General features: G+C 71.9%; 8 protein-coding genes. 1 reads left to right on the forward strand and 7 read right to left on the reverse strand.

Translation table 11 applies throughout. The features are described 5' to 3' along the window. Positions 1 to 30: 30 nt before the first annotated feature. The 5 genes from ACH4LD_RS05550 to ACH4LD_RS05570 all read right to left on the reverse strand — a co-directional run bounded on the left by ACH4LD_RS05550 (position 31) and on the right by ACH4LD_RS05570 (position 6,406). Positions 31 to 2,805 (reverse strand): SpoIIE family protein phosphatase, encoded by a 2,775-nt coding sequence (locus tag ACH4LD_RS05550; protein ID WP_398054405.1) that lies wholly within the window; start codon positions 2,803 to 2,805, stop codon positions 31 to 33. Positions 2,806 to 3,190: 385 nt separating this feature from the next. Then, a complete protein-coding gene (grpE, locus tag ACH4LD_RS05555; RefSeq protein ID WP_398106156.1) occupies positions 3,191 to 3,640 on the reverse strand; it encodes a nucleotide exchange factor GrpE in 450 nt (149 codons plus the stop codon). A gap of 2 nt (positions 3,641 to 3,642) precedes the next feature. Beyond that, complete coding sequence (dnaK, locus tag ACH4LD_RS05560) at positions 3,643 to 5,526, reverse strand: molecular chaperone DnaK (protein WP_132783224.1); 1,884 nt, start codon at positions 5,524 to 5,526, stop codon at positions 3,643 to 3,645. Positions 5,527 to 5,561: 35 nt separating this feature from the next. Then, a complete protein-coding gene (locus ACH4LD_RS05565; protein ID WP_398054403.1) occupies positions 5,562 to 5,933 on the reverse strand; it encodes a J domain-containing protein in 372 nt (123 codons plus the stop codon). 74 nt (positions 5,934 to 6,007) lie between these two features. Further along, the gene (locus ACH4LD_RS05570) at positions 6,008 to 6,406 is read right to left on the reverse strand and encodes a hypothetical protein (RefSeq protein WP_398054402.1); all 399 of its coding nucleotides are present in this window, start codon (positions 6,404 to 6,406) and stop codon (positions 6,008 to 6,010) included. 753 nt (positions 6,407 to 7,159) lie between these two features. On the opposite strand from ACH4LD_RS05570, the gene ACH4LD_RS05575 reads away from it, so the two are divergent. Then, entirely contained in the window at positions 7,160 to 10,429 is a 3,270-nt protein-coding gene (locus tag ACH4LD_RS05575; protein ID WP_398054401.1) for a GH92 family glycosyl hydrolase, read from the forward strand. A 61-nt stretch (positions 10,430 to 10,490) separates the two neighbouring features. Here the strand turns inward: ACH4LD_RS05575 and ACH4LD_RS05580 are convergent, their stop codons facing one another. Both ACH4LD_RS05580 and ACH4LD_RS05585 read right to left on the reverse strand, forming a co-directional pair. Continuing rightward, complete coding sequence (locus tag ACH4LD_RS05580; protein WP_398054400.1) at positions 10,491 to 10,688, reverse strand: hypothetical protein; 198 nt, start codon at positions 10,686 to 10,688, stop codon at positions 10,491 to 10,493. A 29-nt stretch (positions 10,689 to 10,717) separates the two neighbouring features. Next, positions 10,718 to 14,521, reverse strand: coding sequence for a GH92 family glycosyl hydrolase (locus tag ACH4LD_RS05585; protein ID WP_398054399.1), 3,804 nt, complete (start codon positions 14,519 to 14,521; stop codon positions 10,718 to 10,720). Positions 14,522 to 14,710: the final 189 nt, after the last annotated feature.

Raw genomic sequence — 14,710 nt, forward strand, 5'->3', positions numbered from 1 at the left:
GGGGTGCGCGGCGGGGCTCGGGCTGAGCCGTCAGTCCCCGAGATCCCCTAGGTTCCCCAGGTCCCCCAGGTCTTCCAGGTCTTCCAGGTCACCGAGGTCTTCCAGGTCCGCGAAGCCCCCGAGCAGCCGTGTGGCATCCGGCGCCGCCAGCTCCGCCCAGATCACCTTCCCCTGGGGCGTGTAGCGGGTGCCCCAGCGCTCGGCCAGCTGCGAGACCAGGAACAGACCCCGGCCGCCCTCGTCGGTCGTCGCCGCGTACCGCAGATGCGGTGAGGTGCTGCTGCCGTCGGCCACCTCGCAGATCAGCGTCCGGTCATGGATGAGCCGCACATGGATCGGGTCGGAGCCGTACCGGATGGCGTTGGTGATCAGCTCGCTCAGCACCAGCTCCATCCCGAAGCCCAGCTCCGACAGCCCCCACTCCGCCAGCTTGGCCGAGACCGCCCCGCGCATCCCCGACACGGCGGCCGGGTCGCGCGGCACGTCCCAGTCGGCGACCCGGTCGGCCGGCAGGGCCCGGGTGCGCGCGACGAGCAGGGCGACGTCGTCACGGGGACGCTCGGGCAGCAGTTGTTCCAGCACCGCCTGACAGCTCTCCTCCGGCGACCGGCCGGGGTGACCCGCCAGGGCCCGGCGCAGCAGCTCCATGCCCTCGTCCAGGTCGCGCCTGCGGTCCTCGATCAGACCGTCGGTGTACAGGACGAGCTGGCTGCCCTCGGCCAGCTCCAGCTCGGCCGTCTGGAACGGCAGACCGCCCAGGCCCAGCGGGGGCCCGGCCGGCACGTCGGGGAAGGTGACTCTGCCGTCGGGAGCGACCAGCGCGGGCGCGAGATGCCCGGCCCGGGCCATCACACAGCGGCGCGTCACCGGGTCGTAGATCGCGTACAGGCAGGTGGCGCCGACGATCTCGCCGGACTTGTCCGGGCAGGGCTCGTCCTGGTCGAGGCGGCCGACCAGGTCGTCCACGTGCTGGAGCAGCTCGTCGGGCGGCAGGTCGAGCGTGGAGAAGTTGTGCACCGCGGTCCGCAGCCGGCCCATCGTCGCGGCGGCGTGCAGCCCGTGCCCCACCACGTCACCGACGGCCAGCGCCACCCGGCCGCCCGGCAGCGGGATCACGTCGAACCAGTCCCCGCTCACCCCGGACTGCGCGGGCAGGTAGCGGTAGCCGACGTCGAGGGCGCTCTGCTCGGGCAGGGCCCGGGGCAGCAGACTGCGCTGCAGGGTGACCGCGAGGGCGTGCTCGCGGGTGTACCGGCGGGCGTTGTCGATGCTGACCGCGGCCCGGGTCACCAGCTCCTCCGCCAGGGCCAGCTCCTCCGCGTCGAAGGGCTCCCGCTTGGACCGCCAGAAGTTGGCCATGCCCAGGACGACACCGCGCGCCCGGATGGGAGCGGCGATGAGCGAGTGGATGCCGTAGTCCAGGATCCGTCGGGTCCGCTCGGGGTCCTGCGCCTTCCAGCCGTCGGCCTTCGACAGGTCGGTCACCAGCTCGGGGTGTCCGGCGCCGTAGCCGCGCGCCTGCGGGGTGGAGGGCAGGAAGTCGATCAGCCGGCCCAGCTCGTACAGGGGGTGGTCGTCCTCGATGCCGTTCATGGCGACCCGGCGGATGTCCCCCGCCGTCGGCGCCGGTTCCTCGCCGTGCAGGACGGCGTCGGCCAGGTCGACGGTGACGAAGTCGGCGAACCGGGGGACGGCGACCCGCGCCAGTTCGTCGGCCGTGCGGACCACGTCCAGGGTGCTGCCGATGCACAGCCCCGCGTCGTACAGCAGCTCCAGCCGCTCGCGGGCGGCCTCGGCCCGGCCGGACACCGCCTGGAGCTCGGTGGAGTCGCGGAGCGTCACGACGGTGCCCCGGGGGCCGCCCGCGTACTCCGTGGGCCGCTGGTTGACCGCCAGCAGACGCCCCTTGGCGAAGTGCACCTCGTCGCTGGCCTCGCGCCCGGAGACGAGCAGTTCCATCGTCGCCGGGTCCAGATCCGGCAGCTCCCGAGCCGTGCGCCCCTCGGCGTCGGGGGGCAGTTCCAGCAGGCGCCGGGCCTCGTCGTTGGCGAGCAGCAGCCGGCCGTCGGCACCGATGATGAGGACGCCCTCCCGCACCGAGTGCAGGACCGCGTCGTGGTGCTCGTACATGCGGGTCATCTCGTCCGGGCCCAGGCCGTGGGTCTGCCGCCGCAGCCTGCGGCCCACCAGGGCCGTGCCGCCGGTCGACACCACGAGCGCGCCGCCCCCGGCCGCGAGGATGATCGGAAGCTGCCGGTGCAGTTCGCTGGTGACGTTCTTGACCTTCAGCCCGGCGGAGACGAGAGCGACCACCTTCCCGTGGGCGTCGTCCACGGGCACGGTGGCCTGGACCTCGTGGCCCAGCGGGCCGTGGACGCTCTCGGTGTAGACCTTCCCGGCCAGCGACGGCCCGATGGTGCCGACGAACCGCTCGCCGATCTTGCTGGGTATGGGGTGGGTGTAGCGGGTGCCGTGGGTGTCCATGACCACGATGAAGTCCACGCCCGCCGATCTGCGTCCCGCCTCGGTCAGCGGCTGGAGGACACGGGACGGGTCGGGGCTCTCCAGGGCGCGCAGCAGACCCGGGGCGTGGGCGAAGGTCTCCGCGACGGCTATGGACCGGCGCCTGGCCTCCGTGCTGGTGTCCCGCTTCGACTGCAGGAGGAGCGCGACGACGGCGCAGAGCACGAGCAGCACCACCAGCGCCACCTGGAGCAGGAAGACCTGTCCGGCGACGCTGCGGGGGCTCTTGCCGATCACAGGGCGCCGGGAAGGGCGCCTGAATCGGACATACTCGTCCGACATGCGGCATTTGTAGCACCGCATTCCGCCGGGTGGCTATGGTCCGTCCACGGGATGGACACGGGGTGTCGGCCGTACCGGGCCCCACGGGCGAGGAACGTGGCAGGTCCCCGGGTCCCCGGCCCACCGACCGTCTCCTCGTCCGAGCTCCGCTTCAGGCCCGGCCCAGGGCCCCACCTCCAAGCCCCCCCGTAGCCCCCACCGACCGTCTCCTCGTCCGGGCTCCGCTCCAGACCCGGCGCAGAGCCCCACCTCCAAGCCCCCTAGCCCCCCACCGACCGGGCTCCTCGTCCGGGCTCCGCTCCAGGCCCGGCCCAGGGCCCCGCCTCCAAGCCCCCCGTAGCCCTCGTAGCCCCCCGCTCCGGACCGCCCCGCCCCGCCCCCAGGGTCACGGCGGTCCGGTCACCGTCACGTGGGCGGGGCGTAGGAGGCGGTCGCCGATGCGGTAGCCGGGGCGCAGGATCTCCGCGCAGACCAGCCGCCGCGCGTCCGGCGCCGTACGGTGCACGATCGCCTCGTGGCGCGCCGGGTCGAACGGCTCGCCCTCCTCCCCGAACGCCTGCAGCCCCAGCGAGCCCAGCTGGGTCCGCAGCGTGTCGGCGATGTCCTTCAGGCCCGGGGTCAGCGGCTCGTGCGCGCACGCCCGGTCCACGGCGTCCACCACCGGCAGCAGGGCCGTCAGCACGTTGGCGACGGCGATCTCCCGCACGGCCATGCGGTCGCGCCGCACCCGCTTGCGGTAGTTGTCGTACTCCGCCTTCACCCGCTGGAGATCGGCGGTGCGCTCCCGCAGCAGGCGTTCCACCTCGTCCGAGCTTCGCGTCCGCGCCCCGTCCATCGTCAGCCCGCCTCCGGCTTGTCGTCGTCGACGATCTCGGCGTCCACCACCTCGTCGTCCCCGCCGGAGCCCGCCGTACCACCGGCACCGGCCTGGCCCGCCTGGCCCGGCTGACCGGTCTGCCCGGCCTGCTCGGTCCGCGCCCGCTCGTACATCGCCGTACCGATCTTCTGCGCGGCCTGCGCGGCACGGTCCAGGGCCTGCCGGATCGCCGCCGTGTCCTCCGACTTCAGCTTCTCCTTCAGCTCGGCCAGCGCCGTCTCCGTCTCGGACTTCGCGTCGGCCGGGATCTTGTCACCGTTCTCCCTGATCAGCTTCTCGGTGGAGTAGACGAGCTGCTCGGCCTGGTTCCGCGTCTCCGCGGCCTCCCGCCGCTTGTGGTCCTCCTCCGCGTACTGCTCCGCCTCCCGGACCATCCGGTCGATGTCGTCGCGGGGGAGCGCCGAACCGCCGGTCACCGTCATCTTCTGCTCCTTGCCGGTGCCGAGGTCCTTCGCCGAGACGTGCATGATGCCGTTGGCGTCGATGTCGAACGCCACCTCGATCTGCGGCACCCCGCGCGGAGCGGGCGCGATGCCGGTCAGCTCGAACATGCCGAGCTTCTTGTTGTACGCGGCGATCTCCCGCTCGCCCTGGTAGACCTGCACGGTCACCGAGGCCTGGTTGTCCTCGGCCGTCGTGAAGATCTCCGCGCGCCGGGTCGGGATCGTCGTGTTGCGCTCGATGAGCTTGGTCATGATGCCGCCCTTGGTCTCGATGCCGAGGGACAGCGGGGTGACGTCGAGCAGCAGGACGTCCTTGACCTCGCCCTTGAGCACACCGGCCTGGAGGCTGGCGCCGACGGCCACCACCTCGTCCGGGTTCACGCCCTTGTGCGGCTCCTTGCCGGTCAACTCCTTCACCAGCTCCGTGACGGCCGGCATCCGCGTCGAACCGCCCACCAGCACCACGTGGTCGATGTCGGACACCTTGATCCCGGCGTCCTTGATCGCGTTGTGGAACGGCGCCTTGCAGCGCTCCAGCAGATCCGCGGTGAGCTGCTGGAACTGCGCGCGCGTCAGCTTCTCGTCCAGGTGCAGCGGGCCCTCGGCGGACGCGGTGATGTACGGCAGGTTGATCGAGGTCTCGCTGGACGACGACAGCTCGATCTTCGCCCGCTCCGCCGCCTCCCGCAGCCGCTGCACGGCCATCTTGTCCTTGGCCAGGTCGACGCCGTAGTTGTTCCTGAACTGCGTGACCAGGTGGTCCACGACCCGCTGGTCCCAGTCGTCGCCACCGAGGCGCGTGTCGCCGTTGGTGGCCTTCACCTCGATGACGCCCTCGCCCATCTCCAGCAGCGACACGTCGAAGGTGCCGCCGCCGAGGTCGAACACGAGGACCGTCTGCTCGTTTCCCTTGTCCAGCCCGTACGCCAGCGCCGCCGCCGTCGGCTCGTTGATGATCCGCAGGACGTTCAGACCCGCGATCTCACCCGCCTCCTTGGTGGCCTGCCGCTGGGCGTCGTCGAAGTACGCGGGCACGGTGATCACCGCGTCGGTGACGTCCTCGCCGAGGTACGCCTCCGCGTCCCGCTTCAGCTTCTGCAGCACGCGCGCGGAGATCTCCTGCGCGGTGTACCGCTTGCCGTCGATGTCCCCCTGGTCGGGGAACCGCCATGCGTGGTCCCCCATGTGCCGCTTGACCGAGCGCGCGGTGCGCTCCACGTTCGTCACGGCCTGCCGCTTGGCGACCTCGCCGACCAGCACCTCGCCGTTCTTGGCGAACGCGACGACCGACGGAGTGGTCCGAGCGCCCTCCGTGTTGGTGATGACGGTGGGCTCGCCGCCCTCCAGGACGGAGACCACCGAGTTCGTCGTACCGAGATCGATTCCGACCGGACGCGCCATCTGCGTGCTCCCTCTTCCTCGTCGGCCCGTGTGCCCTACGGCCGCTCACCGGGTTCCCAGTGCACCGGTCCCGCGCGCAGCGGCGGCTCCGGAGCCGTGCCGCCCGGCCCGAAGAGGTACCGGAGGCGGGACAGCGGGCCCGCCGCGGCGGCGCCGGACGGGGCGCGGTGGCGCCGCCGGGACGAGCGGTCGTACGCCCGGTCGTAGGCCGCGCGCCGCACCAGGTCCCGGAGCGTCTCGTACGCCGTGCGCACCTCGTCGAACCGGGCCGCGGTGACCGCGTCCACCCGTGTGTCCGGCCGCAGTTCCCACGCCCTGCGGCGGAAGGCGGAGGTGATCGCCTCGGTCGTGGCGGAGCGCGCCACACCGAGCACCGCGTACAGGTTCGGCTCCACCGTGCGGGTCACCTCCCCACCCACCGCGAGCTGCGCGTTCGAACCGAATTGCCTATCAATCGGAATAAAACTTGAGTGGACTCGTGTCAAGTGAGACCAGTCCCCGGGGCCGGCCGCTCCGGCACCCTCCGTCGCCGCAGCGTCCCGAGCAGCTCGCCGGCCTCCTCGGGCGGCACCGAGACCGCGACCCGTGAGAGGGGTGCGGTGGAGGGGGTGGGCCACAGGTCGACGAGAACGGACGGGTACCCACTCCGCAGCGCGACGAAGTCCCGTCCGCGCGGATGCCGCCATTCGCCCAGAGGGCGGGCGGGCCGTCGCCGGCCGCGCTCCGGCACCCCGCGCAGCGCGCGCCACCAGTCGGGCTCGATCCACGCGTCTCTGATCACCGCGTCCGGCAGCCGGACCTCACGGCGGCGCACCCGGAGCCGCTCGCACCAGGACAGCCGCACCACGAGGTCGTCGCCGTCGATCAGCAGCCGTGCCACGGAAGACCTCCCGACAGCGGAACTCCGACTTCCCTCCCGGTCGTGTTCCCCGTTCCGGATCCCTGTCCGAGGTGGGGGAGAGGCCGCCGGCCCCGGCGGTCCGGACGCGGGCCGGCTCATCCGCCTGGGGCTCGTCGCTGCGGGCGCCCTGGCGGGCCGGCAGGTCAGTGCGTCTCCCTCGGCGTCGACCTCGGGCTCGATCCCCGCCGGCCGGGACGGCACCCGCCGGGCGCGTTCCCCCCCACAGGGCCGGACGGCCGGGTGAGGGCCCCCGCGCGCGACGGAGGTGTCGGACAGCGCGGCGATCACGACGCCGGACCGTCGGGTCGACCACGGGCCCGCCGGCGGCGGTCTCCTCGATGCTGCGCAGCGGCACGGGGTGCGGGCTGCACTCCGCCGATGGAACCTGTTCCGCCCGGCCGGGTCGCTCTGGGCGGACCCGGTGGCGTCGCACCGGGTCCGCGAGCCGGGCAGGCGAGGGGGGTGGGCTGCCTGTCCGGAGGGAAATGGCCTGTAACCGCGTGGCTTGTGCGGCGAGATGGAGGCGACATCGTTGTCAATCGTCGTGCACATGACTCTACCCCCTCAACCGACAACGATGTCAAGCCACTTGGCTGGTCCGGCCGGGTGACGAGGGCGTGCGCCTCCCGGCGCGCACGCGGTCTTCCGTGGTACCGGTGGCGCACGTTACTGTCCCTGCGGCTTGTGCGACCGGTGGTGCGCGACCCGTCCGTTAGGAGGAAGGGCCGCGTCATGCGTTTCAGACCCGCTTCCCTGCTGCTGGCCGCGCTCCTCGCGACCGCCGGCACCGCAACTCCCGCCCTGGCGGCGACCGCCGCTCCCCCCGGTCTGGTCAAGGACCCGACCCCGTACGTCGATCCGCTGATCGGGACGAAGAACGGCGGCGACGTCTTCCCGGGCGCCGTCGTGCCCTTCGGCATGCTCTCCTTCAGCCCGGAGAACACGCGCGGCGACGCCACGAGAACCGCCGCCCCCGGCGGCTACCAGTACGACGCCACCCGCATCCGCGGCTTCAGCCTCACCCACATGTCCGGCACCGGCTGCGCCGGCGGCAGCGGGGACATCCCGTTCTTCCCGTACGCCGGCGAGGTCACCTCCTCCCCGGCGAGCGACACCAAGGACGCCGTCTACGCCTCGGACTTCCGCCACGCGGACGAGACCGCCGAGCCCGGCCACTACAAGGTCGGCCTGGCCTCCGGCGTCACCGCCGACCTCACCGCCACCGCGCGCACCGGCTCGGCCCGCTTCACCTACCCGGCCGGCAAGCCCGCCTCCCTGCTCGTGCGCACCGCCAACTCCGAGGTGGGCTCGGAGGACTCGACGGTCACGATCGACCCGGACACCCGCACCATCTCCGGCTCGGTCACCTCCGGGAACTTCTGCGGCTACCTCGACCCCGAGGGCCAACGCGCCTACTACACCCTCTACTTCACCGCCCGCTTCGACCGCGCCTTCCAGGCCGTCGGCACCTGGCACGACGACCGGCTGGACCCCGGCTCCCGCGAGGCGTCCGGCGGCACCGGCGGCTTCTCGCACGGCGGGCGGCCGGTCGCCGGGAAGGGCGCGGGCGGGTACGTGCGGTTCGCGCCCGGCGACGGCCCGGTCAACGTCAAGGTCGGCATCTCCTACGTCAGCCGGGAGGCCGCCGAGGCCAACCTGGCCGCCGAGAACCCGCCGGGGCGGTCCTTCGACGCCGTCCGGGAAGCGGCCCGGCGGGCCTGGCGGGAGCGGCTGGGCGCCGTCCGGGTCGGGGGCGGCACGGACGCCGAGCGCACCACCTTCTACACCGCGCTCTACCACGCGCTGCTGCACCCCAACGTCATCAGCGACGCCGACGGCCGGTACCGGGGCGCCGACGGCCGCGTGCACAGGGTCGACCGACGGCGGCACGCCCAGTACGGCACCTTCTCCGGCTGGGACGTCTACCGCGACCAGGTCCAGTTGCTGACGCTGCTCGACCCGCGCACGGGCTCGGACATCGCGCAGTCCCTGTACGAGCTGGCCCGGCAGAACGGCGGCGTCTGGGACCGCTGGCTGCACGGCGCGAGCGGCACCCACGTCATGAACGGCGACCCCTCGCCGGCCGCGCTCGCCGGCATCCGCGCCTTCGGCGGCACGGACTTCGACCTCAAGGGCGCCCTGACGTCCCTCGTGCGGGCGGCGACCGTACCCACACCGCAGGACCTGTCTGCGGCCGGCAAGCCCGTGCTGTCGGCGGGCCAGCGCCCCTCCCTCGACAAGTACCTCAAGCTGCACTACATGCCGAGCGTGTCCAACGCCTGGGGCGGGGCCGCCGAGACCCTGGAGATGTCCACCGCGGACTTCGCGATCTCCCAACTCGCCCGTGCGGCGGGGGAGAAGGACACGGCGGACACCTTCGCCCACCGTGCCCAGTGGTGGCAGAACAACTTCAACATCGCCGCCGCGCCGGACGGCGGCTACATCGCCAACCGCAAGGCCGACGGCAGCTGGGTCACGGGCTTCACCCCGGACACCGGCAACGGCTTCGTCGAGGGCACGGCCGCCCAGTACACCTGGATGGTCCCGCACGACCCGGCGGGCCTCTTCGCCGCGCTGGGCGGCCGGGAGGCGGCGCTCGCCCGGCTGGACGACTTCTTCCACGACGCCGACGGCGGCTGGGCCTTCACCGGCAACGGCGGCACCAAGTCGGAACTGGACAACGAGCCGTCGATCAACGTGCCGTACCTGTACGACTACGCCGGCGCCCCCTACAAGACGCAGGAGACCGTCCGCGCGGCGATGCGGCAGCTGTGGTCCACCGAGCCCGGCGGCATCCCGGGCAACGACGACCTCGGCGCCATGTCCGCCTGGTACGTCTTCTCCGCCCTCGGGATGTACCCGCAGGTGCCGTCCCGCGCCGAACTGGTTCTCGCCTCACCGCTGTTCGAGCGGATCGAGATCGACCGGCCGCACGGCAACGACATCTCCGTCCGCGCCACCGGAGCGGCGGCCGACGCGCCGTACGTCCGGTCCCTGAAGGTGAACGGCCATGGCAGCGACCGGCCCTGGCTGCCCGCGTCCTTCGTCCGCGACGGCGGCCGGCTCGACTACACCCTGTCCGCCACCCCGCACCGCGAGTGGGGCGCGAGCAGCCCGCCGCCGTCCTTCCGGGAGGGCGAACAGCCGTACCAGATCGGCGTCGGCCCCACCACGGCCACCCTCGCCCCCGGTGACAGCACGAAGATCGGCATCCGCGCGCTGTCGCTGGCCGGCGGCACGGGTCCCGAGGTGCGCTTCCGGGTGGAGACCCCGGCCGGGGTGACGGCCACGCCCGCCGAGGGCACGGTCACCGACGGCGCCCAGGAGATCACGCTCACGGCGGCCCGGGACGCCGAGCAGGGCTTCGCCGACGTCCGGGTCACGGTGACCTCGGGCGACTCCTCCTACGAGCAGCCGGTGGCGCTCACCGTGGCCGCCCCGGGCACCCTGCTCGCCGCCTACAACAGCACCGGCGTCTCCGACGACGACGGCGACCACGACGAGGCCGACTACGACGGCGGAGGCTGGAGCTACTCCCGGCAGGCCCTCGCGGCGGCCGGCCTGACCCCGGGCAAGCAGGGCACGGTCGGCGGTCTCGCCTTCACCTGGCCCGCCTCGCCCGCCGGCCGCCCCGACAACGCCTCGGCCTCCGGCCAGACCGTCCAGCTGGCGAGCCCGGCGGGCGCCCTGTCCTTCATCGGCAGCGCCGTCAACGGCAACCAGCAGACCAAGGCGACCGTCACCTACACCGACGGCACCACCGACACCGTCGACCTGTCCTTCACCGACTGGACCGTGGGCGGCGGTGGCGGCTCCGTCCAGTACGGCAACGAGGTCGTCGCCAAGACCGCGTACCGCAACGTCGCCGGCGCGGACAAGGACCCGGTGGCGACGTACGTCTTCGCCACCAAGCCGTACCAGGCCCCGGCGGGCAAGCAGATCAAGTCCGTCACGCTCCCTCGCAACACGGACCTGCACGTCTTCACCCTCGCCACGGGCTGACCCCGCGCACCGAGGCACACCGAAGCGGCCCGCACCCGGGATCCGGGTGCGGGCCGCTTCCTCATCGCTCGATGCGCACGCCGTCCGGCCCTGGGAACGGCATCATGTCCCAGCCGTAGGGCCAGCCCCGGGACAGCGGCTCGCCGGGCTCCGCCTCCAGCAGACGTCCAGTCGGCTGGTTCCGGGAGCCGGCCTCCACGCCCGCGACGAAGCCGGCCCACTGGGCGAGGAGCCGGTGAACGGCGAGCACCTCTTCCATGGGCCGACTGTCGCACACACCCGGCCCGGTCAGCCCAGCAGTTCCACCTCCGCCAGGGTCGACTCGCCGTCCAGGACCAGGCGGTACTTCGTGTAGGTGCCCGGGGCGGCGATGGTGAAGGCGCGGGTCTGGCGGTCCCAGGTGAACGTCTCCCCTGAGCGGTGGTCCAGGGTCCGCCAGGTCGTGCCGTCGGTGGAGCCCTCCAGGGTCCAGCCGGTCGGTGCCTTCGTGCGGTCGGCTCCCGAGGTCAGCGTGTACTGGACCGGACGGGCGCCGGCCTTGGCCGGAAGGTCCGCCGAGGTGAGCGTCGCGCTCGTCGCCGAGGTGTCGTCGAAGAGCGGGCCGTCACCCTTCAGCACGTCCGCGCGGGGCGTCGGCACCTTGTCGTCCTGGGTGACCGAGACCGGCGCCGCGTCCTTCCCGGTGCCCCACGCCGACGGCTTGGAGCCCATGAAGAAGTCCAGCACACCGCCCTTGGACAGCAGCGAGTGCGGGAGCGACGTCGACTTCCAGGGGCGGCCGTTGACCATGACGCCCTGGACGTAGACGTTCTTCGCGCTGTTCCCCGGCGCCCGCACCACCAGGTCCCGGCCGTTCTCCAGGTGCACGGTGACCTTCTTGAACAGCGGGGAGCCGATGGAGTACTCGCCGCTGCCCATCACGAGCGGGTAGAAGCCGAGGGCGGAGAAGAGGTACCAGGCCGACTGCTCGCCGTTGTCCTCGTCGCCGTGGTAGCCCTGCCCGATCTCGCTGCCGGTGTAGAGCCGGGACAGCGCCTCACGGACGTACGCCTGCGCCTTCCACGGCTGCCCGGCCGCGTCGTACATGTAGATCACGTGGTGGGCGACCTGGTTGGAGTGGCCGTACATCCCCATCCGGACGTCCCGCGCCTCGGTCATCTCGTGGATGACACCGCCGTAGGAGCCGACGAAGTCCGGGGAGGCCGTCTCCGGGGTGGCGAAGTACTCGTCCAGCTTGTCGGCCAGGCCCTGCCGGCCGCCGTACAGGTTGGCCAGGCCCCGGCTGTCCTGCGGAGCGGTGAACGCGTAACCCCAGCCGTTGGTCTCCGTGTAGTCGTAACCCCACACGCGCGGGTCGTACTTCGCGGAGTCCACGCGCCAGTCGCCCTTGTCGTCGCGGCCCTGGAAGAAGCCCGCCTTGGTGTCGAACAGGTTCACGTAGTCGCGGGCCCGGTTGAGGAAGTACTCCGACTCCTCCTTGTAGCGCTTCTCGCCGGTCTTCTTGTAGAGCGCCTCGCCCATCTTCGCGATGCCGTAGTCGTTGACGTAGCCCTCCATCGCCCACGACAGGCCCTCGTGCGTGTCGGTCGAGGTGTAGCCGAGGAAGGGCGAGGTGGACATGCCCTTGCGGCCCACGCCCGACATCGGCGGGACGACGGTCGCGTTCTTCACGGCCGCGTCGTACGCCGCCTTCGCGTCGAACTCCACGCCCTTGACGTAGGCGTCGGCGAACGCCACGTCCGAGGAGGTGCCGGTCATCAGGTCGGCGTAACCGGGGGAGGACCAGCGGGAGGTCCAGCCGCCGTCCTTGTACTGCTGCACGAACCCGTCGACCATCTCACCCGCCTGGGACGGCGTGAGGAACGAGTACGCCGGCCAGGTGGTCCGGTAGGTGTCCCAGAAGCCGTTGTTGACGTACACCTTGCCGTCCACGATCTTCGCGCCGGTGTGCGTCGGGGTGTCCGGGCCCGGCATCGCGGAGAACGGCGAGGCGTACCGGTCCTTGCCGTCGACCCGCTCGAAGCCCGAGTTGGGGTACAGGTACAGCCGGTACATGCCGGAGTACAGCGTGGTGAGCTGGTCCGGGGTCGCGCCCTCCACCTCGACCTTGCCGAGCAGCCTGTCCCAGACCTGCCGGGCGTGGTCCTTGACCGTGTCGAAGGAGGTGCCGTCCGGGATCTCCTGGCGCAGGTTGTCCTTCGCCTGGTCGACGCTGATGAGCGAGGTCGCCAGGCGCAGGGTCACGGTGCGGTCGGCGCCCGCGTCGAAGCGCAGGAAGCCCTTCACCCCGCTGGAGCCGCCGTCGGTGACCGGCTTGTCGAACTCGCCGTACACGAACAGCCGGGTCGCACCCGTCGACAGGCCCGACTTCACGTCCGAGTAGCCGGTGACGGTCCCGTGCTCCTTGTCGAGCGTGAGACCGGCCTGCTCGGTGACGTTGTCGAACACCACGCTCGCGTCGTCACCGGGGTAGGTGAAGCGGAGGGCGGCCGCGTGGTCGGTCGGGGTCATCTCGGCCTTGAGGCCGTTCTCGAACCGCACGCCGTAGTAGTACGGCCGCGCGGTCTCGTTCTCGTGCCGGAAGGGCAGTTCCCGCGCCTCGCGGCCGGTGTCCGGGGTGCCGGACGCGGCCGACGGCATCAGCTGGAAGGTCTGCCGGTCGCCCATCCACGGGCTCGGCTCATGGCTCGCGCTGAACGCCTGGATCGTCGGCAGGTTGTCCGCGTTGTTCGCCCGCGCGTACTCGTACAGCCAGCTCAGCGAGGACGCGTTGGTCACCGGGGTCCAGAAGTTGAAGCCGTGGGGCAGGGCCGTCGCCGGGAAGTTGTTGCCGCGCGAGAAGCTGCCGCTGGAGTTGGTGCCGCGGGTGGTCAGCGCGTAGTCCGACAGATGCGCCTTCGGCTTCTCGGGCGCCACCGGCTTCAGGGTCACGTCGTCCAGCCAGCCGCGGAACTTCGCCGGGCCGTCGGGGGAGTCGTACGCCACCAGGATGCGGTCGACGGTCTTGCCGGCCGCGACCGAGCCGATCCGCGCGGCCACGTTGTTCCACTGGTTGACGTACAGGGCCTTCGAAGCGCCCTGCCCGCGCGGGGTGAGCGGGAAGCCGTGGCTGTCCAGCGCGCCCAGGCCGCTCAGATAGGTGCCGTCGGTGAAGGCCAGGTCGACGGAGACGTTGGTGGCGTCGTAGTCGCGGTCACCGTCGGCCATCGACGGGAAGACGCGGTACGACAGCTGGGTGTCGCCGCCGACCTTGACGTTCACGTCGAAGATCTTGTTGTACGAGTAGGCGCGGCCGGCCGCCGTGTGCCGGCCGGCGTAGCGCAGGGCACGCTTTCCGGTGAACCCGGCGCGCGCCTTGGCGGTCGGGGAGCCGCTCGGGCCCTTGTCGACCAGGGTCAGCATGTCCTGCGGGACCGGGCCGCCGCCGCTGCCGGTGGAGAACTGCACGTCGGCGAGCTGGAGGATGTCCGGGGCGCCGGCGTTCTTCGTCACCTCCAGCCGGAAGTGCTGGTACTCGGCCGGCTCGGCGAGGTCGTACGACTTCGTCTGGAACCGCTCGGCGAAGTTCTCGCCCGAGCGGGTGTCGAGCGTCTTCCAGTCCTTGCCGTCGGTGGAGCCCTTCAGGGTCCAGTCCGCGGGGTCGCGCTCGCCGAAGTCATTGGCCGAGGTGAGCGCGTACGTCGTTATCTTCACGGGCTTGTCCAGGTCGAACTCCACCCAGCCGGTGGGCTCGAAGGTCAGCCACTTGGTGCCGGGCTCACCGTCGACGAGGTTCTCCTTGACCTCGCCGGCGCCCGTGTTCTCGCCGCTGGCCCGGACTTCGGTGACATGGTCGGTGACATTGCCCGGGATGCCCGTGCTGTAGCCGCCGTCGACGCCCGAGGCGCGCTTGGTGCCGTCCCGTCCGGTGTCGACGGTGTTCAGCCAGTCCGGCGCCGGGTCGCCCGCCTCGAACGAGGATGCGAACTCCCGGTCGGGCGCCGGAGCCTTGGCGGGCAGGGCGACCGCCGCGCCCTGGGCGCCGACGGCCATGACAAAGGCGGCCGTGAGGACGACCGCCGGACCCCATCTGTGCCGCGTTCTCCGCTGCATCTACCGATTTCCCCTCCTGCGCCCCCTCGGACAACGTTGTCAGCTACGGGGCGCAGGAACCAGTAGGTGGTCAAGTGGCCCGTGATGTCAAGGGTGTTGGCTGCGGCATTCAGGGAGTTATGTCGCGACTTTTTCCGGCGGGGCCTTCCGCGGGCCTTCATATTTCCGCGAGGTCTCAACTCGGAAAAG

It is taken from the genome of Streptomyces sp. NPDC017676 (genome assembly GCF_044329325.1).
GTDB lineage: Bacteria > Actinomycetota > Actinomycetes > Streptomycetales > Streptomycetaceae > Streptomyces.

Excerpts from the sequence above, each read along its gene's own strand:
- ACH4LD_RS05550 (WP_398054405.1), bottom strand. The coding sequence starts at position 2,805 with ATGTCGGACGAGTATGTCCGATTCAGGCGCCCTTCCCGGCGCCCTGTG.
- grpE (WP_398106156.1), bottom strand. The coding sequence starts at position 3,640 with ATGGACGGGGCGCGGACGCGAAGCTCGGACGAGGTGGAACGCCTGCTG.
- dnaK (WP_132783224.1), bottom strand. The coding sequence starts at position 5,526 with ATGGCGCGTCCGGTCGGAATCGATCTCGGTACGACGAACTCGGTGGTC.
- ACH4LD_RS05575 (WP_398054401.1), top strand. The coding sequence starts at position 7,160 with ATGCGTTTCAGACCCGCTTCCCTGCTGCTGGCCGCGCTCCTCGCGACC.
- ACH4LD_RS05580 (WP_398054400.1), bottom strand. The coding sequence starts at position 10,688 with ATGGAAGAGGTGCTCGCCGTTCACCGGCTCCTCGCCCAGTGGGCCGGC.
- ACH4LD_RS05585 (WP_398054399.1), bottom strand. The coding sequence starts at position 14,521 with ATGCAGCGGAGAACGCGGCACAGATGGGGTCCGGCGGTCGTCCTCACG.